We start from the raw sequence: 18,100 nt of genomic DNA on the forward strand, positions 1-18,100 counted from the left end.
CGCCTCCCGTCCGCCGCACCGCCGCTCCTGACCCGGCGGTCACGCGAGGGAAGCGGGCAGGGCACGCCGTAACCCCGGCCACGTCGGCGTGCCCTGCTGCTACTCGTGCCCGAAACGCACTTCGGCGCGATCACCGGAGTGATCGCGCCGAAGCGGTCTGATCTTCGGTTCTCGGCCGGATGGATCGCTTACTTGGCCGCCGATTCCGTGGACCGCTGCTCGTCGGTGGAGCTCGTCACCGACACCGGATCGCCGGACTTCCCGGACGCCCGGACGAACAGCGAGGTCGCGAACGCGAGCACGCCGATCACTCCGGCCACGACGAACGCCGTACGCAGACCCGCGGCATCCGGCGCACCGGACGGCGCGGTGCTGCCGAGCGAAGCGACGGTGACGAACACCGCCGTGCCGAACGCGCCGGCGACCTGTTGCAGCGTCGCGAGAATCGCGCTGCCGTGGGAGTGCAGGTGGTCCGGCAGCGCGCTCAGCGACTCCGTCATCAACGGCGTCATCATCATGCCGAGCCCCGCCATCAGCAGCACGTGAATCGCGATCACCGCGCCCAGCGAGGAATCCGGCCCCAGCGCGGCGAACAGCCACAGCGACACCGCCATCGCCAGCGCGCCGGGGATCACCAGGCGGCGTGCGCCGTAGCGGTCGAACAGCCGTCCCACCGGGCGTCCGAGCAGCCCGAGGACCAGCCCACCGGGGAGCACCGCCAGACCGCTGACGAACGTGCTCGTTTTCAGCACGGTCTGCAGGTACAGCGGCAGCATGATCGCTCCGGCGCCCAGCAGGCACATGAACAGCAGCGCGGTCAGCACCAGCGCCACGACGAACGACCGGATCTTGAACGGGCGCAGGTCCAGCAACGCTCGGTCCTGGCGCTGGAGGCGGAGCTGCCGCAGCACGAACACCACCAGCGCCAGCGCGCCGACCACGAGCGGAACCCACGGCGGCACCGCCTGGTCCCCGCCGCCGGACTCGCCGGTCGAGGACAGGCCGTAGAGCAGGCCGCCGAACCCGGCCGCGGACAGCAGCACCGAGAACACGTCCAGCGGCACCCGCCGCGTCTCGCTCTCCAGCCGCATCCAGACCACGCCGATGACCAGGGCCAACAGCGACAACGGCAGCACCAGCCAGAACATCCAGCGCCAGCCCAGCGAGGCCAGCACGGCGCCGCCGATCGTCGGCCCCACGGCGGGGGCGACGGCGATGACGATGGTGATCGTGCCCATCGTCGCGCCGCGCCTCGACACGGGAACCAGGCGCATCACGGAGGTCATCAGCAGCGGCATCATCATCGCGGTCCCGCACGCCTGCACGACCCGGCCGACCAGCAGCACCGCGAAACCCGGTGCCAGGCCGCTGAGCAAGGTGCCGATGCTGAACAGGGTGAGCGAGGCGATGAAGATCCGGCGCGGCGTGAACCGCTCCAGCAGGAACCCGGTGATCGGGATGACCACCGCCATCGTCAGCAGGAAGCCGCTGGTCAGCCACTGCACTGTCGTGGTCGACACCCCGAGGTCGGCGGTGAGGGCGCGCAGCGCGACGCTCAGGATCGTCTCGTTGAGGATCATGACGAAGGCCGAGACGACCAGCACACCGAGCAGCACGGCCGCTCGCGGTGGAGCGGTCCCGCGCGCGGGTTCCGTGTCCACGGCGTTCGTGGAGTCGGTCATGGTTCGAGTACCCCTCACAGAACTAGGTCGAGCGTGTTCTCCGGCGCGGCCGCGTCGCGGCGCTTGGAGTCGGAGCTCCGAGAATGTGCACCCCGCCGATGTCGACGGGCTTGTTCCGGCACGGGTGCCGAACCGGTCCCGGCACCGCATGGACGTGCGACGGCCAAGAGCCGAGATCAACTACTTGCCCCCAGGCGTGCGGTCGCCCGCACGGCCGCCCACGAGCGCGGACGGCTCAGCACAGTTTAGATGCCCCGTTCGAGTGGTGCGGGCGAACCCGGCGTCGAACCGGCCGAGGAACGTGTGAGCACAGTACGTTCGTCGAGGTCACAGCGTTAAGACAAGCGACTTGAGCTGTCGGCGAACACTGAGCTCCGCCTTCGACTGATCACGCTCCGCGACCCGAGATCAACTCAGGTGACTCCCGAACGTGTCAGACCCCCGGTCCCTGATCGCGGCCGGATCGGTGAGCAGCTGCTGCAGTGCGAGCTGCCCCGCACCGATCATGAGCAGGTCCGCGCCGAGCGCCGCAGGCACGATCCGCACCCCCTCCGAGGCGGGACCGACCGATTGCTCGCGCACGAGTCCGGCCAGCCGCTCCGGATCGGCGCGCAGCACGTCCGCGAGGAAGCCGCCGAGCACCACGAGCTCCGGGTTGAGCACGTTGATCGCGTTGCTGACCGCGACGCTGAGCACCCGGGCCTGGCGGGCGAGCTCAGCGCGGACCGCCGGGTCGGCCGATGCCGCGAGGGCTTCGGAGAGCTCGACCTGATCCGCCGATTCGAGACCCACGAGTTCGAGCAGCCGCGCACGGCTCACCTCGTCCTCCAAGGTTCCGTCTTCGACCGCGCGGTCGGCCGGATCGCGGATTCCCGGCCGGTTCCTGCCGAATTCGCCCGCGTAACCACCGAACCCGCCGAGCGGCGCACCGCCGGTGATGACGCCGCCGCCGATGCCACTCGCGCCGCCGTTGAGGTAGACGAGATCGCGCACGCCGGCGCCGGCGCCGAAGATGTGCTCGGCCAGCGCGCCCAGGCTCGCGTCGTTCGCGGCGAACGCCGGGTGCCCCGTCGCGCGGAGCAGGGCGGCGGCGATCGACTCCTCCCGCCAGCCGAGGTGCGGCGCCCACCGGACCACGCCGTCGGCCTCCCGGACCAGGCCGGGGACGGCGACGCCGATGCCCGCCACGCGGCGGCCCGCGAGTTCCGGTTCCGCTAGGTTCCCGACGACGATCTCAACGGTTTCCGCCACCGTGACCGGGTGGGCCACCTCGTTCCGGATCCGGGTCCGGACCGCGCCGCCGAGGCTGACCACTCCGACGGTGACCGCGTCCAGCTCGGGGTTCACGGTGATCGCGACGCAGTCCGGGTCCGGGTGCACCACCGGTGAGGGGCGGCCGACGCGCGCGGTGCTCTCCGGGCCGGACTCGAGGACGAACCCCATGCCGGTGAGCTCGGCGATCAGGGCGGCGACGGTGGAGCGGCTGAGCCCGGTGGCGCGCGTGATCTCGGCGCGGGAGAGCGATCCCTTGCGGTGCACGAGATCCAGCACCGTCGCGAGGTTGCCCCGCCGCACGCGATCCAGGTTGCTGCCGCGCATCGATCGCCCTTCGTTCGGACCAAGCCTCGGGTGTTGTCACCGGTTCACCGGGAACCCTATTATGTTTTTCAAACGAACAAATCAAAGGGAGTCGAGTGATCATGAGCCTCACCCCCACCCCGGCCGACCGGTTCTCCTTCGGCCTCTGGACCATCGGCTACACCGGCGCCGACCCGTTCGGCGGCCCCACCCGTTCCCCGCTGGACACCGTGCACGCCGTGGAGAAGCTCGCCGAACTCGGCGCCCACGGCCTCACCTTCCACGACGACGACCTGTTCCCCTTCGACGCCACCGAAGCGCAGCGCCGCACCGAGATCGACCGGTTGAAGCAGGCGCTCGACGACACCGGGATCGTCGTCCCGATGGTCACGACGAACCTGTTCTCCCACCCCGTGTTCAAGGACGGCGGACTCACCTCCAACGACCGGGCGGTGCGCCGATTCGCGCTGCGCAAGGTGCTGCGGAACCTGGATCTCGCGGCCGAGCTGGGCGCCCGGACCTTCGTCATGTGGGGCGGTCGCGAAGGTGCCGAGTACGACTCCGCGAAAGACGTCGGTCAGGCACTGGAGCGCTACCGCGAGGCGGTGAACCTGCTCGGCGACTACGTGATCGACAAGGGCTACGACCTGCGGTTCGCCCTGGAACCGAAGCCGAACGAGCCGCGCGGTGACATCCTGCTGCCCACCCTCGGGCATGCCATCGCGTTCATCGACTCGCTGGAACGCCCCGAGCTCGTCGGCGTCAACCCGGAGGTCGGGCACGAGCAGATGGCCGGGCTCAACTACGCGGCGGGCATCGCACAAGCCCTCTACCACGGCAAGCTCTTCCACCTCGACCTCAACGGCCAGCGCGGCATCAAGTACGACCAGGATCTCGTATTCGGCCACGGCGATCTGCACAACGCGTTCGCGCTCGTGGACCTGCTGGAGCACGGCGGGCCGGGCGGGGTGCCCGCCTACGACGGGCCTCGGCACTTCGACTTCAAGCCCAGCCGAACCGAGGACGAAGCGGGCGTGTGGGACTCGGTGCGGGCCAACATGGCGAACTACCTGCTGCTCAAGGAACGGACCGCCGCGTTCCGCGCCGACCCCGAGGTGCAGGAGGCGCTGGAAGCCGCGCGGGTGCCGGAGCTGGCACGGCCGACGCTGGCCGACGGTGAGGGCTACGCGGCGCTGGTGTCCGACCGCTCCGCGTTCGAGGAGTTCGACGCCGCCGGATACTTCGACGGCCACGGATTCGGGCTGGTGCGCCTGCAACAGCTCGCGACCGAGCACCTGATGGGCGCCCGCGGATGACCTCGGACGGTCACCTCGCACAATGACCGGATGCCGAGCCACAGGGGAACCGTGATCCGCACGAACTGGTCGGGCAACTACGCCTACCGCGCACCGAGATTCGCCGAACCGCACTCGATCGACGAGCTCGCCGAGGCCGTCACCGGCGGCGAGCGGGTGCGGGTCGCGGGCACCGGGCACACCTTCAACGGCATCGCCGACAGCGCGGACCTGCGGATCTCGCTGGCGGCGATGCCGAGCGGGATCAGCATCGACTCCGCGCGCCGGGTGGTGTCGGTGTCCGGCCCGGTGCGTTACCGCGAGCTGACCGACCACCTGCACAGGCACGGGTGGGCACTGGCGAATCTGGCTTCGCTGCCGGACTTGTCGGTGGCGGGCGCGATCTCCACCGGCACGCACGGTTCCGGAACTCGGTTGCGTGGTCTCGCCTCCGATGTGCGGGCGATCGAGCTGCTCACCGCGCGGGGCGAACTCCGCGAGCTGCGCGAGGGCGATGCCGAGTTCGCCGGTGCGGTCGTCGGGCTGGGCGCGCTGGGCGTGATCACTCGGTTGGAGCTCGCGGTGGAACCCGCCTACCTGATCACCCAGCACGTCTACGGGTCGCTGCCGTGGCCGGTGGTGGCCGACGAGCTGGGCGCGCTGCTGGCTTCCGGGTACAGCGTCAGCCTGTTCACCGACTTCGACGACGCCGGTGTCCGCCAGTGCGTCGTGAAGGAGCACGAAGGCGTCGCCCACGATGCCGGAACGTTCGACCGCGTCGGCGTCCGGCTCGTGGACGGGCCACGCCATCCGATGGCGGGCGGTCCGGCGGAGAACGTCACCGCCCAGGCCGCGCCCGGCCCGTGGCACGAACGGCTACCGCACTTCCGGGCCGGCCGGACTCCCAGCAGCGGCGCCGAAATCCAGAGCGAGTACCTCGTCGACGCCCGGCACGCGGCCGACGCCGTCGAGGCGCTGCGGGCGGCCGCTCCGGCGTTCGCGCACCTGCTGCTGGTGAGCGAGCTGCGTTCCGTCGCCGCGGACGACCGGTGGCTCAGCCCCGCCTACGAGCGGGATTCGCTGGCGATCCACTTCACCTGGCGCCTCGACCAGCCCGGCGTGGAAGCCGCGCTCCCCGCCGTCGAGGCGGCACTGGCCCCGTTCGGCGCCCGCCCGCATTGGGGCAAGGTCTGGACGATGCCCCCCGACGTGCTCGCCGAGCGCTATCCGCGCCTCACCGACTTCCGCGACCTCACCGACCGCTGGGACCCGAACCACCGCTTCCGCAACGACTTCCTGACCCACCACGTCTTCGGCCCCCGCACGACCTGAGGTCAATGCCTCCGCAACCCGCTCCGACCGGTCAAAGGGCCATTGGGTCACCGGCAGGACCAGGTGAACGGCCCATTTGACCCTGGAGTGGGCGAAAGGGGACATCCACCTGGTCGTCTCCGGTGGTCCTCGGCGTTTACGCGCGGGTGAGACGGAGGATGGTGCCTTCGCCTCCGGCGGCGAGGAGCAGAGAGCCGTCGGGAGCGGTGGTGATTCCGGCGAAAGCGCGCGGCTGGCCGGGAATTCCGGGAGCCGTCACAGGTTCCGGTTCGGCAGGAGCGCTTCCCGGTGGTGGGCCGACGGGGAGGTCCTCGGCCTCGACCCGGTGCTCACCGGTGGCCGGGGAGATCGCCAGGAGCCGGCGCCGCCCAGCCTCGACGACGAACAGTTCACCGTCGTGCCAAGTGAGCCCTTGGGGCCGCGCGATCCCGCCCGCCACGATTTCCGCGCCGTCAGCGGAGATCCGCAGCACCTGCCCGGCGCCCTGATCACTGACGTAGCACTCGCCGGCCCCGTCGATCGCCACGTCCGCCGGTGCGTCGAGACCCTCGGCCAGCGCGGTCACCACGTCGTCCCGGTCGATCGACAGCACCCGTCCGCCGCCGGGCTCGGCGACCACAAGCGCGCCGTCCGCGTCGACCGCGATCCCGCCCGCCCCGGCGAGCCCGGAGGCGCGCACCCGCGCGGCTCCCTCCGCCGGGTCGTAGGTGCGGACGTCGCCGAACTGCGAAGTGAGGTGCAGCAGCCCGCCGTCGGCGACCACGCCGTGGGCGAACCCGCCCAGTTCCGAGAGCAGCGGCCCGCCCGCCTCACCACCGAGCTCCCCGGTGGCGGTGCCGAGGCGGAAGTGGTCGGTGGCGTACCAGCGCCCCTTCTCGTCGGCGGTGACGTCGAACGGTCCGCTGAAGCCGCGCGCAACGATCGGACGCGGCTTCTCGTCGAGCTCGATCCGGGTCAGACCGCCGCTGGCGAAGCTGGAGACGAGCATCCGGTTCTCCGCGTCGAACGCGGCGTTGTCCATGCCCGCGATCCCCGTCGTGGTGATCGAGCGTGCCCCGGCCCCGTCGAACCTGGTCACGATCCCTTCCACCCCACGGGAAACGACGACGAGCTCCCCGCCCCGGTCGAAGCGCACCGCTACCGGCTGATGCACCTGTTCGGCCACCAGCTCCGGAGTCCCGCCCTCCGGCGAGATCCGCCAGACCTCGCCGGTCATCATGTGCGGGTAGTACAGCAACCCGTCCGGGCCGAGCTGCATCGCGTTGCCCATCGCGAGTCCGTCGGTGAGCACCACCGGTGCTCCCCCGTCGGGGAAGAGCTCGAAAACGCGGCCGTCCCGGTACATCTCGTTGACGAACAGCCGATCACCGACGCAGGTGATCCCGTTCGGGCACCGCAGCCCGTCGGCGACGACGCTGAACTCGCCTGCCGGGGTGCGCCGCCACACCAGGCCGGGGTTCAGGTCCGTGATGTACATCGAACCGTCCGCGCCGAACGCCAGGTCGTCCGGCGAACGGACCGGGCCGTCCAGCGGCACGACGACCTCGACCTCCCCGGACTCGACGTCGACCGCGCTGATCTGCCCGGCGAGGTACTGCGCGACGTGCAGCCTGCCGTCCGGGCCGAACGCGACGCCGTTGGAGCCCCACAGCGCGTTCGGCGGGTTCTCCCGCTGGATCTCCCACCGAATACCGGTCACCTGCCGGGATACCTGCTGCGCGACGAATCGGTTCACTGCGCGTCCCCTTCCACCAGCACCTCGGTCATGTCGGTCTCCGCACGCCACTGCCGCAGCAGCGCGTAGAACTCGACCGGGCCGCCACCGTAGGACTCGCTGCGCTGCCGGGGTTTGCCCTCATTGTTGTAGTAGCTCGGCGTGCACTGCTCGAAGAACTCCTTGTTGTACTGCTCCTTGTCCCGGATCGTCGCCACCCACGCGGCCTCCGCCTCCGCGCTGGGTTCGACGTAGCGGGCACCGCGATCGCGGGCCGCGGCGATCACCTCGGCCACGTGCACGGACTGCTCGTCGAGCACGTGCGCGAAGTTCACCGAGGACGCGTTCTGCGAGGCACCGAGCCGGAAGTAGTTCGGGAAGCCGTGGCTGTAGAACCCGTGCAGGGTCTTGAGCCCGCCGCTCCAGTGCTCGGCGAGGGTGCGCCCGTCGCGCCCGCGCACCGTTTTCGCCGCCGCCGCGGCGGGACCGGCGCCGAGGTCGAAGCCGGTGGCGAACACGATGCAGTCCACTTCGTACTCGACTCCGCCGGAGACCAGGCCGCGCTCGGTGATCCGTTCCACGCCCGCTCCGCCGGTGTCGACGAGGGTTACGTTGGGGCGGTTGAAGGTGGGCAGGTAGGTGTCGCTGAACGTGGGCCGCTTGCACAAGCGGCGGTACCAGGGTTTGAGCGCTTCGGCCGTCGCCGGGTCCTCGACGATCTCCTCCACGCGGGAGCGGATCGAGTTCATCTTCGCGAAGTCGGCCAGTTCCGCGAACAGTTCGCCGTCCGCGTCGAGGACGGCGTTGTCGTCGCTGGGCATGATGGCGCGCAGGGTCTGCACGCTGTCGGTCCAGCGGTCGGCCACCATGTCCTGTTCGGCTTCGCCGCCGGTGACCAGCGTCAGGAAGTTCTCGCGCCGCTCGCGCTGCCAGCCGGGCCGCAGCGTCGCCGCCCATTCCCGGTCGGTCGGCCGATTCCCGCGTTCGTCCACTGAGGACGGAGTCCGCTGGAACACGTACAGGTGCTCGGCTTCCGCGCCCAGGTGGGGCACGCATTGGATGGCGGTGGCGCCGGTTCCGATCACGGCGACGCGCTTGTCGGCGAGCTTGTGCATGCCGCCGCTCGCGTCACCGCCGGTGTAGTCGTAGTCCCAGCGGCTGGTGTGGAAGGTGTGTCCCTGGAAGGTCTCGATGCCGGGCAGACCGGGCAGCTTCGGCCTGCTGAACGGCCCGCTGGAGACCACGACGTAGCGCGCGGTCATCACGTCGCCGCGGTCGGTGCGCACGGTCCACGTGGCCGTGGCCTCGTCCCACTCGACGTCGGTGACCTCGGTCTGGAAGCAGGCGTTGGTGTAGAGCCCGAAGTGGCGCCCGATCGCCTGCGCGTGCCCGCGGATCTCGGAGCCCGGCGAGTACTTCCACTCCGGGAACGAGCCGAGTTCCTCCAGCAGCGGCAGGTAGATGTAGGACTCGATGTCGCAGTGCACGCCGGGATAGCGGTTCCAGTACCAGGTCCCGCCGAAGTCCCCGGCCTTCTCCACGACGCGGATGTCGGTGAACCCGCGCTCGACGAGCCTCGCGGCCGCGGTCAAGCCGCCGAACCCGCCTCCGACCACGAGCACCTCAACGTGGTCGTGCAGCGCTTCGCGGTCGAATCCGGGCTCCACGTAGGGATCGTCGGCGTAATAGCCGAACTCGCCGGTGGTCGCCTGGTACTGCTCGGATCCGTCCGGTCGCAGCCGCCGGTCCCGCTCGGCGCGATAGCGCGCCCGCAAGGCATCCGGGTCGAACCCCAGTACGGCCGGATCGAGCGCTTCGCGCCGAGAGTCCTCAGTGGTGGACATGTGGCCCCTTCGTACTCATGGATGTGCGGTTTGGCTCTTGATCTGTCTTGTCGGTGGCGGCCACGCACGCGACCGCGGGTTCTCAGCGGTTCCTCGCGAGGACGACGATTTCCCTTGTGGCCGAGCCACTTGCGAAATCGGTCCCGCAGCGGCGGGTCCGCCGACCGGCCCGCTACGTGGACCGAGAACCACGCCCGGGCAGGAAACCGGCGACCAGGAACGCCACCAACGCCGCGCCCGCTCCGATCCCGAGCACAACGCGGAATCCGCTCAACGCGGGCACGGCCGCGCCGCCGACCTGGATGGTGAGGTTCGCGAGGATCACGCCCGCCGTCGCGCTGGACACGGACGTGCCGATGGAGCGCATCAGCGTGTTGAGGCTGTTCGCGGCGGCGGTCTCCGACACGGGAACCGCGCCCATGACCAGCGCGGGCATCGCGCCGTAGGCGAGTCCGATACCGGCCGCGATGATGCAGGAGATGACCATGAGCTGCCAGATCGCCGACATCATCACGAGTCCCAGCCCGTAACCCGCGGCGACCACGAGCGCCCCGCACATCAAGGTCACCTTCGGCCCGCGAGTGCGGGAGATCCACGCGGAGACCGGGGACATCGCCATCATGACCAGCCCGTTCGGCGCCATCACCAGTCCAGCCGCGAGAATCGTCTGCCCCAGCCCGTAGCCGGTCGCCGCCGGAAGTTGCAGCAGCTGCGGAATCACCAGCGACATCGCGAACATCGCGAACCCGAACACCACGGACGCGAGGTTGGTCAGCAGCACCTGGCGCCGGGCACTGGTCCGCAGGTCGACCAGCGGCTGCCGGGCGCGCAGTTCCCACCACCCCCACACCAGCAGCACGACCAGTCCCCCGGCCACCAATCCCAGCGTCAGTCCGCTGGTCCAGCCCCAGTCGGCTCCTTTCGACAGGGCCAGCAGCAGGCACAACAGCGCCACCGACAGTCCGATGGCTCCCGGCAGGTCGAAGCGCCCGCCGGTGCGCACCGCGGACTCCGGAACGAGGGTCTTCACCAGCCCGGCCGCGACGAGCCCCAGTGCGCCCGCGGCCCAGAACAGCATGTGCCAGTCGGCCTTCTCGGCGATGAACGCGGCCGCCGGCAGCCCGAGCGCGCCGCCCACACCGAGCGAGGCGCTCATCAGCGCGGTCGCGCCGCCGAGCCGTTCGGCGGGCAGTTCGTCGCGCATGATGCTGATGCCGAGCGGGATCACGCCGGCCGCCAGCCCTTGCAGGAGCCTCCCGGCCACCATCGGCGCCAAGCTGTCCGCGAGCGCGCACAGCACCGACCCCGACACCATGACGACGAGGCTGATCAGCAGCATCCGCCGCTTGCCGTACATGTCGCCGAGCCTGCCCACGGTGGGCGTGGCGACGGCGGCGGCCAGCAGCGTCGCGGTGATCGCCCACGCGGTATCGGCGGCGGTGGCGCCCAGCAGCCTGGGCAGCGTGGGCACCAGCGGCACCACCAGCGTCTGCATCAGCGAGACCGAAATACCGCCGAAGGCCAGCACCGGAACGATCGCGTTGGGACGCGGGTGCGCCGGCCGATCCGCGCGCCGGGGCGCGCTGAGGGCGTGGGTCATCGGGTGGAGCTCCTGTCGTGGAAATGGCGGTGTCACGCAGAACCGCTGTTCGTCCCAGTAGTCGTGCCGTCGAGCCGGAATGCCCCGTCGCACGATGCTTCGGCACCGAATCCGATCGTTAAGGCAGTCGCTTGACTGACGATAGCAGCTGCGGTTAACTGATTCCAGGCTCGATTCCCGCCACGAGGAGGCGCACGGTGACTCAACCTGACGAGCGGGTGCTGGACTATCCGATTCCGGCCCCGGACGCGCTGGGGCCGCCCGCCGAGTGGGAGGAACTGCGCAGCCGGTGCCCGGTGTCCAGGGCGAAGCTGCCCAGCGGCGACGAGGTTTCCCTGCTGACCCGCTATGCAGATGTCAAGACCGTGCTCTCGGACCCGAGGTTCGGCCGCAAGCTCGACGAACCCGACGCGGCCCGCATCTCCGACACCGACTCGGGCGGGCTGTTCAACAGCGAGATGTCTTCGGCCCTGCCGCAAGGGGGCGAGGCTCACCAGCGCTGGCGGAGACTGCTCAACCGGTGGTTCACCGCCAAACGGATGGCGGCGTTGCGCCCGGAGATCGAGGCGATGGCCGAGCAGCTGGTCGACGAGATGGTCGCGAGCGGCGCTCCCGCCGACTTGAAGGCCGGGTTCGGCTTCCCGCTCCCGGTCTGGGTCATCTGCGACATGCTCGGCGTCCCCACCGCGGACCGGGACCGGTTCTCCCTGTGGTGGGACACCTTCTTGAACCTCACACGGTACTCGGAGCAGGAGTTCAAGGCCGCCGAAACCGAGTTCTTCGCCTACATGGCCGAGCACATCGCGACCAAGAAGGCGCAGCCCGGCGACGACCTGCTCAGCGAACTGATCTCGGCCACCGACGCCGAGGGCGAGCGGATGTCCGACCGCTCGTTGGCGGCCACCGGGCTCGGGCTGCTGATCGCGGGGCACGAGACCACCGCCAACATGATCGGGAAGATGGTGGCCATGCTGCTGTCGGACCGCGGCCGCTGGGAACAGCTGCTCGCGGACCGGTCGCTGATCCGCTCCGCGGTCGAAGAGGCGCTGCGGTTCGACGCCAACAACGGCCTCGGCATGGTCCGCTACCTCTACGAGGACATCAAGATCGCCGGTACCGCACTGCCGCGCGGCACCACGGTCATGTGCAGCATGTCCGCCGCGAACCGCGACGAGGACGCGTTCGACGGCGCCGACGACATGGATCTGCACCGCAGCCCGAACCCGCACCTGGCGTTCGGCACCGGCGCGCACTCCTGCCTGGGCCAGGCGCTGGCCCGCACCGAGCTCCAGGTGACGCTGGAAGTCCTGCTGCGCAGGCTCCCGACCTTGGAGCTCGCGGTGCCCGCGGAAGAGCTGCGGCGGCTGGAAGGACTGGTCGTCGGCGGACTCCGCGAAGTGCCGGTGCGGTGGTGACGGTGGGCGCGGCGCGGGCCAAGCAGGTGAGCGAGACTCGGGAGCTGATCTTGTCGGCCGCCGAGCGGCTGTTCGCCGAGCACGGGGTCGCCGCCGTGTCCAACCGCCAGGTCAGCGAGGCCGCCGGGCAGGGCAACAACACCGCGGTCGGTTACCACTTCGGCACGAAGGCCGAGCTGGTCGCCGCCATCGTCCGCAAGCACCACCAGGAGATCGAAGACCTGCGCGCTCGGATGGTCGCCGACGCGCGCGGATCCCGGAACGTGCGGGACTGGGTGGCGTGCACGGTGCTCCCGCACGCGCGGCACCTGGCCGATCTCGGCACGCCGAGCTGGTTCGGCCGGTTCGGCGCGCAGGCCATGACCGACCCGGCCTACCGCGAGATCATGTCGCAGGAGTCGCTGAACTCGCCGTCCCTGCTGGAGGCCACCTCGGAGCTCAACCGCTGCCTGTCCCACCTTCCGGCAGAGGTGCGCGAAGATCGCCGCGACATGGGGCGGCAGCTGATGGTGCACGTCGTGGCCGAACGCGAACGCGCGCTCGCCGAGGGCGGCACCACTGCCCGCGCTTCCTGGGACCAGGCCGCGACCGGCCTGATCGACGCGCTCACCGGCCTCTGGCTGGCCCCCATCACCACAAGCCCGTGACGAATCGCGGCTCGGGCACGTCCGTTTTACCCCGTTGCACACCTCCCCACGGAAATGGAGCACGTCATGCAGGTGATCGTTGATGAGGACAAGTGCTGCGGCGCCGGGACATGCGTGATGGTCGCGCCCGACGTGTTCGATCAGCGCGATGAGGACGGCGTGGTGGTGCTGCTCGACGCCCAGCCCTCGGCCGGGCTGCACGACGGCGTCCGGGAAGCCGCGAACATGTGCCCGGCGGCCGCCATCACCCTGGACGAGTCGTGAGCGATGCCGGTTCGGCCCTGGTCGTCGATGTGCCTGCCACCAAGCTGTCCACAGTGGAGTGACTGTGTCGCGGCGGGCGCACCGGCTCGGTGACGGTACTCGGCGCCGAGCGACACCTGCCCTGCGACAGGCCGCCGCTGTCGTGCACGCGGTCGGCGACGTGGCCCGGCGGTAGAACGAGCGGCTGAATTCGCTGGTGCGGCTGGAGAACCGCACGCACGCTACCGAGCAGGCCAGGCGTGGCGGCGGTGAACGTCCTCGGAGGGGACCGCGCGTCACCGGTCCCCTACTGCTGGGCCGACCGGCACGCCGTCAGATCCAGGTGCACAACGCCCTGCCACCGGACGCCGAAGTGACCATTGTGGACGAATATCTCGACGGGGCCAGGTTCGTGCGCGCTACCGGCGGGACGGCCGCACCACGGGCGTGCTCGGCCGGAACATGGCCGAGCACAACCGAATCCGCCGCCAAGAGATCATTGACGCCCGCGCGGAACCGGCCACGACGCGCTGAACCGGCACCTGGTGTTCCCGGACGGCGGCGCGCGCGTGGCGCGGGGCGACCTCCGTGGCGGTCCCGGTTGCGTCCCCGGCGAGCAGCATTCGGAGAACTCCGACGCGCTGCCGCCGATGCCGCGGCGCGCTCACCGCGATGGCCGCCGACCGGCGGCCTCGACCGGCCGAGGCGCGTTCCCGGCAGCGTGGCGGTGCCCGGCGAGTTCGAGGAAACAGCACCTCAGGACGGCCCTTCGCCCAGAGCGGCCATGTCCGCCGTCGGCGTGCCGGTGATCCGTTCAACGAGGTCGACCTCTACCATTCGACGGGTGACCACCTACGACGATCTTGATCCGTTCGAGCACCTGGACGCCTCCTCGCTGCCGCTACGTCAGCAGCGGATCCTGGCGACGATCCGGGATTCGGTGGTCCGGGACGGGTATTCGCCGAGCACCAGACAGATCGGCGAGGCCGTCGGCCTGCGGTCCACCTCCTCGGTGTCGAAGCACCTGGCGAGCCTGGAGGAGAAGGGGTTCCTGCGGCGCAGCGACACGGTCTCGCGCCCCATCGACGTGCGCGCGTTCCTGCGCGGCTCCGCCGCCGAACGGTCGGACGAGAACTCCGTGACGGTGCCCGTCGTCGGCGACATCGCCGCCGGGACGCCCATCGCCGCCGACGAGCACGTCGACGACACCCTGACGCTGCCCCGCGAATTCGCCGGGCGCGGCACGGTGTTCGCGCTGCGCGTGCGCGGTGACTCCATGATCGACGCTGCGATCTGCGACGGCGACACCGTGATCGTGCGCCAGCAGCAGGAGGCGCACTCCGGCCAGATCGTCGCCGCGCTGCTCGACGACGAGGCGACGGTGAAGGTGTACCGCCGCCGCAACGGCCACGTGTACCTCGAACCGCGCAACCCCGCCTACGAGGTCATCGACGGCGACCACGCCGCCATCCTCGGCACCGTCATCTCGGTCCTCCGCAGCGTCTGACGCCGCCCCTGTTCCATCACCGACAGCATGCCTTGAGGTGAATGCCTCCTTCGACCAACCGGTCAGCGGGGGCGTTCACTCCACACCAGGTGAACGCCTCCTTTGACCGGCCGAATCGGGAGAAGGCGGCATTCGCCTGGACGGATCGTGCGTCAGGTGCGGCGGCTTCGGGTGAGGAGCCAGATGAAGTACGGGGCTCCGATCAGCGCCGTCATCAGGCCCGCCGGGAGCTGCGCCGGTGCGATGACGCTGCGGCCGAGCGTGTCGGCCGCGCACACCAGGATGCCGCCGAGCAGCGCCGCCACCGGGAGCATCCGGGAGTGCCGCCTGCCCACGATCGCGCGCGCCGCGTGCGGAGCCACCAGGCCGACGAACGCGAGCACCCCCACCCCGGCCACGGCGGTGCCGGTCAGCAGGACCGCGCACGTGAGCAGCCGCAGCCTCGCCGACGGGACCGCCACGCCCAGCACTCGCGGCGTCTCGTCGTCCACCGACAGCAGGTCCAGCTCGTGCCTGGCCCGAACCAGGAACGGGATCAGCACCAGCAACGCCAGGACCATCGGCACCAGGTGCTCGTAAGTCCGTCCGTACGTCGAGCCGCCCAGCCAGGTCAGCGCCTTCGTCTCGTTCCACGGATCGGACAAGGTGATCAGCAGCGTCACCAATGCCTGGGTGCCCGCTTGCGCGCCGAAACCGATCAGCACGAGGCGTTCGCTGGCGAACCCGCCCTTCGCCGCCATGGCGAACACCACGGCGGTCGCCACGGCGGCACCGACGCCCGCTCCGCTCGCCTGGATCCAGAAACCGGCGCCGGACCACACCGTGATGACGGTGACCGCGCCGAAGCCCGCGCCGCCCGCGACACCGATGATCCCCGGGTCCGCCAGCGGGTTCCGCGCCACCGCCTGGATCACCGCACCGGCCAGGGCCAGGCAGGCACCGGCCAGCAACGCCGCCACCACTCGCGGCAGCCGGTTCGCCATCACGCTGGTGACGATCGGCCCCGCCTGCCCGGTCACCAAATTGGCCAAGTCGCCCAGCAGCAACAAAGTGTCGCCGAGCAGCACCGACCCCGTCGCCACACCGGCGACGAACACGACCAGCCCGCCCACGATCAGCCTTTGACGCAGGGCGGTGACGCCGCTTCGGACCCCGGCGGCGGGTGGTTCCGCCGACGTGGCGGTCACCCGGATGTTGCGGCACAGCACCATGAGGAAGACCGCACCGAGCAAGGTCGTCGCCACGCCGGTCGGGATCTCCAGGGCTCCCTGCGCTCCGATCAGGGCGCGCAGCAGCACGTCCGCGGCCAGCAGCAGCACCACGCCGGTGGCACCGGAGATCGGGATCAACGCGGCGTGCCGGTGCAGGCCGGGAACCTGGTTCGCCAGCAGCCGCACCAGCGCGGGAGCGGCCAGCCCCACGAAGCCGATGGGTCCCGCGAGGGTCACCGCCGATGCCGCCAGCAGCACCGCCAACGCGATCGACGCGAACCTGATCCGCCCTACGTGGACTCCCAAGCTCCGGGCGTGGTCGTCTCCCAGGTAGACCAGGTCGAGCCGCCGGGCGATCGCGAGCAACGCCACCACCCCGAGGCCGATCACCGGCGCCAATGTCCGGACCCCGTCGAGTCCGGTCTGCCCCAGCGAACCGGAGCCCCACGCGAACAACCCGCGGGTCTCCTGGTCGAACAGCAGCAGCAGGACGCGCGTCAGCGAGGTCATCGCGAACGCCGTGGCGGTGCCCGCCAGCACCAGCCGCACGATGCCGGTGCCTCCGAGCCCGGACAACGAGATCACCAGCAGCGCGGCGCCCAAGCCCCCGGCGAACGCGATGCCCGTCGTGCCCAGCAGCGGCAGCGTGGTGCCGAACGCGGCGACCGCGACGATCGCGAGGTGCGCTCCGGCGTCCACGGCCATCGTGTCCGGGGACGCCATCACGTTGCGCGCCACCGATTGCAGCACCGAACCGGCCACGCCGAGCGAGTTTCCGACCAGCAGCGCCGTCAGCAGCCGGGGCAACCGGGACTCGACGACGACGGCGGCCGCCGCGTCGGTGCCGCCGCCGAACATCAGCCGCAGCACACCAAGAACGTCCACAGTGGATGTTCCTTGGGTGAGGTGCACCGCCGAACCCAGCACGATGAGCGCGCCCAGCACGATCACCAGCAACGTCAGCCGCCCGCCGCGGCGAACCGGACCGGCCGGTGCGGCGGGCGGGCGGATCAGGGTCTTGCCACCGTTCACCGCGCGGTTACTCGTTCAACGCGGCGACGGCGGCGTCGACGTACTGCGCCATGGAGCGGGGTCCGCCGAACATCCACAGCGAGTCGGGGAAGCGGTGCACCTTGCCGCTGCGCACGAACGGCAGTTTCGTCCAGATCGCATTGTTCGCCAGCTCGTTCGCGTACGGGTCGGTCTGCGCGTTCGCCCCGTACCAGAACCGCACGTCCGGCAACGCCGTCAAGCCCTCCACGTCGGCCTGCGCGAGCCCGTACGCCGGATCGCCCTGCATCGGCCACGCGTTGCGCAGACCGATGCGCTCGAACACGTCCGACACCAGCGAACCGGCGGCGAACGGCCGGATGCTGACCGCTCCGGAGGTCACGTAAGCGTCGGAGAACGCGACCTGCTCGCCGAGCGCACCCGCCCGCTCCACCGCGGCCCGCCCCTCGGCGATCTTCGCGTCGAACTCGGACCGCAGCTGCGCGGCCTGGTCCTCGGTGCCGGTGGCCTTGGCGATCATGTCCACGTTCCGGAACATGGTGCCGATGGAGTCGTCTCCGCCGCCACCCTCGATGACGATGACCGGCACCGTCGACTCGACCTGTTCCAGCGCGCCTTCGGTCATGCTGTCGGTGACGACCACGAGGTCCAGGCCCAGCGAACCGAGCGTGTCGAGGCTCGGCTCGCCGCGAGTGCCGATATCGGTGGAAGTCCCGTCCAGCGGGGCCGCGCTCACCCACTTGCCGTAACCGTCCACGTCGGAGACGCCGACCGGCATGACGCCGAGCGATACGAGGTTCTCGATGCCGTTCCACTCGGTGGCCGCGACCCGCTTCGCGGGGCCGTCGAGCGCGACCTCCTTGCCGCGGGCGTCGACGATCGTGATCGGTTCGCCGCCGCTTCCGGGCGCGTCGGCGCCGCCTGCCTGTTCCGTGGTGCCGCAACCAGCCGCGAACAACGTGACGACCGCGGACAACCCGATGATCACACGGGTGCTGCGCATGTCTCTCCTGCCTTGCGT

The 18,100-nt window shown here is 70.5% G+C and carries 13 protein-coding genes; 6 read left to right on the forward strand and 7 right to left on the reverse strand.

Features of this window, described 5'->3' with window-relative positions; all coding sequences use genetic code 11:
* Positions 1 to 188: 188 nt before the first annotated feature.
* Both H2Q94_RS18285 and H2Q94_RS18290 read right to left on the reverse strand, forming a co-directional pair.
* The gene (locus H2Q94_RS18285) at positions 189 to 1,682 is read right to left on the reverse strand and encodes an MDR family MFS transporter (protein ID WP_243788410.1); all 1,494 of its coding nucleotides are present in this window, start codon (positions 1,680 to 1,682) and stop codon (positions 189 to 191) included.
* A gap of 408 nt (positions 1,683 to 2,090) precedes the next feature.
* Entirely contained in the window at positions 2,091 to 3,281 is a 1,191-nt protein-coding gene (locus tag H2Q94_RS18290) for an ROK family transcriptional regulator (RefSeq protein ID WP_243788411.1), read from the reverse strand.
* A 101-nt stretch (positions 3,282 to 3,382) separates the two neighbouring features.
* Between H2Q94_RS18290 and xylA the strand changes: the two genes are divergently transcribed.
* Complete coding sequence (gene xylA / locus H2Q94_RS18295) at positions 3,383 to 4,576, forward strand: xylose isomerase (RefSeq protein WP_243788412.1); 1,194 nt, start codon at positions 3,383 to 3,385, stop codon at positions 4,574 to 4,576.
* Between the two features lie 30 nt (positions 4,577 to 4,606).
* Positions 4,607 to 5,887, forward strand: coding sequence for a D-arabinono-1,4-lactone oxidase (locus H2Q94_RS18300; protein ID WP_243788413.1), 1,281 nt, complete (start codon positions 4,607 to 4,609; stop codon positions 5,885 to 5,887).
* 136 nt (positions 5,888 to 6,023) lie between these two features.
* Here H2Q94_RS18300 and H2Q94_RS18305 read toward each other — a convergent pair whose 3' ends face one another.
* From H2Q94_RS18305 to H2Q94_RS18315, 3 genes are all read right to left on the reverse strand, one after another.
* Complete coding sequence (locus tag H2Q94_RS18305) at positions 6,024 to 7,622, reverse strand: NHL repeat-containing protein (RefSeq protein WP_243788414.1); 1,599 nt, start codon at positions 7,620 to 7,622, stop codon at positions 6,024 to 6,026.
* Positions 7,619 to 9,445, reverse strand: coding sequence for a flavin-containing monooxygenase (locus tag H2Q94_RS18310; RefSeq protein WP_243788415.1), 1,827 nt, complete (start codon positions 9,443 to 9,445; stop codon positions 7,619 to 7,621). The genes H2Q94_RS18305 and H2Q94_RS18310 overlap by 4 nt, the downstream gene beginning before the upstream one ends.
* 172 nt (positions 9,446 to 9,617) lie before the next feature.
* Positions 9,618 to 11,045: an MFS transporter gene (locus tag H2Q94_RS18315; RefSeq protein ID WP_243788416.1), complete on the reverse strand. Its 1,428-nt coding sequence runs from the start codon at positions 11,043 to 11,045 to the stop codon at positions 9,618 to 9,620.
* A gap of 197 nt (positions 11,046 to 11,242) precedes the next feature.
* Here H2Q94_RS18315 and H2Q94_RS18320 point away from each other — a divergent pair, with 197 nt between their 5' ends.
* The 4 genes from H2Q94_RS18320 to lexA all read left to right on the forward strand — a co-directional run bounded on the left by H2Q94_RS18320 (position 11,243) and on the right by lexA (position 14,857).
* Positions 11,243 to 12,460, forward strand: a complete 1,218-nt coding sequence (locus H2Q94_RS18320; RefSeq protein WP_243788417.1) for a cytochrome P450 — start codon at positions 11,243 to 11,245, stop codon at positions 12,458 to 12,460.
* Positions 12,457 to 13,107, forward strand: a complete 651-nt coding sequence (locus H2Q94_RS18325) for a TetR/AcrR family transcriptional regulator (protein WP_243788418.1) — start codon at positions 12,457 to 12,459, stop codon at positions 13,105 to 13,107. Before H2Q94_RS18320 ends, H2Q94_RS18325 begins: the two co-directional genes overlap by 4 nt.
* A gap of 66 nt (positions 13,108 to 13,173) precedes the next feature.
* The gene (locus H2Q94_RS18330; protein ID WP_243788419.1) at positions 13,174 to 13,371 is read left to right on the forward strand and encodes a ferredoxin; all 198 of its coding nucleotides are present in this window, start codon (positions 13,174 to 13,176) and stop codon (positions 13,369 to 13,371) included.
* A gap of 823 nt (positions 13,372 to 14,194) precedes the next feature.
* Positions 14,195 to 14,857, forward strand: a complete 663-nt coding sequence (lexA, locus tag H2Q94_RS18335) for a transcriptional repressor LexA (protein ID WP_243788420.1) — start codon at positions 14,195 to 14,197, stop codon at positions 14,855 to 14,857.
* Positions 14,858 to 15,009: 152 nt separating this feature from the next.
* On the opposite strand, the gene H2Q94_RS18340 is transcribed toward lexA, so the two are convergent.
* A complete protein-coding gene (locus H2Q94_RS18340) occupies positions 15,010 to 17,100 on the reverse strand; it encodes an iron ABC transporter permease (RefSeq protein ID WP_243788421.1) in 2,091 nt (696 codons plus the stop codon).
* Positions 17,101 to 17,107: 7 nt separating this feature from the next.
* A complete protein-coding gene (locus H2Q94_RS18345; RefSeq protein WP_243788422.1) occupies positions 17,108 to 18,082 on the reverse strand; it encodes an iron-siderophore ABC transporter substrate-binding protein in 975 nt (324 codons plus the stop codon).
* Positions 18,083 to 18,100 lie beyond the last annotated feature (18 nt).

The organism is Saccharopolyspora gloriosae (genome assembly GCF_022828475.1).
In the GTDB taxonomy this organism is placed as follows: domain Bacteria; phylum Actinomycetota; class Actinomycetes; order Mycobacteriales; family Pseudonocardiaceae; genus Saccharopolyspora_C; species Saccharopolyspora_C gloriosae_A.

Excerpts from the sequence above, each read along its gene's own strand:
- H2Q94_RS18290 (WP_243788411.1), bottom strand. The coding sequence starts at position 3,281 with ATGCGCGGCAGCAACCTGGATCGCGTGCGGCGGGGCAACCTCGCGACG.
- H2Q94_RS18285 (WP_243788410.1), bottom strand. The coding sequence starts at position 1,682 with ATGACCGACTCCACGAACGCCGTGGACACGGAACCCGCGCGCGGGACC.
- H2Q94_RS18315 (WP_243788416.1), bottom strand. The coding sequence starts at position 11,045 with ATGACCCACGCCCTCAGCGCGCCCCGGCGCGCGGATCGGCCGGCGCAC.
- H2Q94_RS18310 (WP_243788415.1), bottom strand. The coding sequence starts at position 9,445 with ATGTCCACCACTGAGGACTCTCGGCGCGAAGCGCTCGATCCGGCCGTA.
- H2Q94_RS18330 (WP_243788419.1), top strand. The coding sequence starts at position 13,174 with ATGCAGGTGATCGTTGATGAGGACAAGTGCTGCGGCGCCGGGACATGC.
- H2Q94_RS18345 (WP_243788422.1), bottom strand. The coding sequence starts at position 18,082 with ATGCGCAGCACCCGTGTGATCATCGGGTTGTCCGCGGTCGTCACGTTG.
- xylA (WP_243788412.1), top strand. The coding sequence starts at position 3,383 with ATGAGCCTCACCCCCACCCCGGCCGACCGGTTCTCCTTCGGCCTCTGG.
- H2Q94_RS18300 (WP_243788413.1), top strand. The coding sequence starts at position 4,607 with ATGCCGAGCCACAGGGGAACCGTGATCCGCACGAACTGGTCGGGCAAC.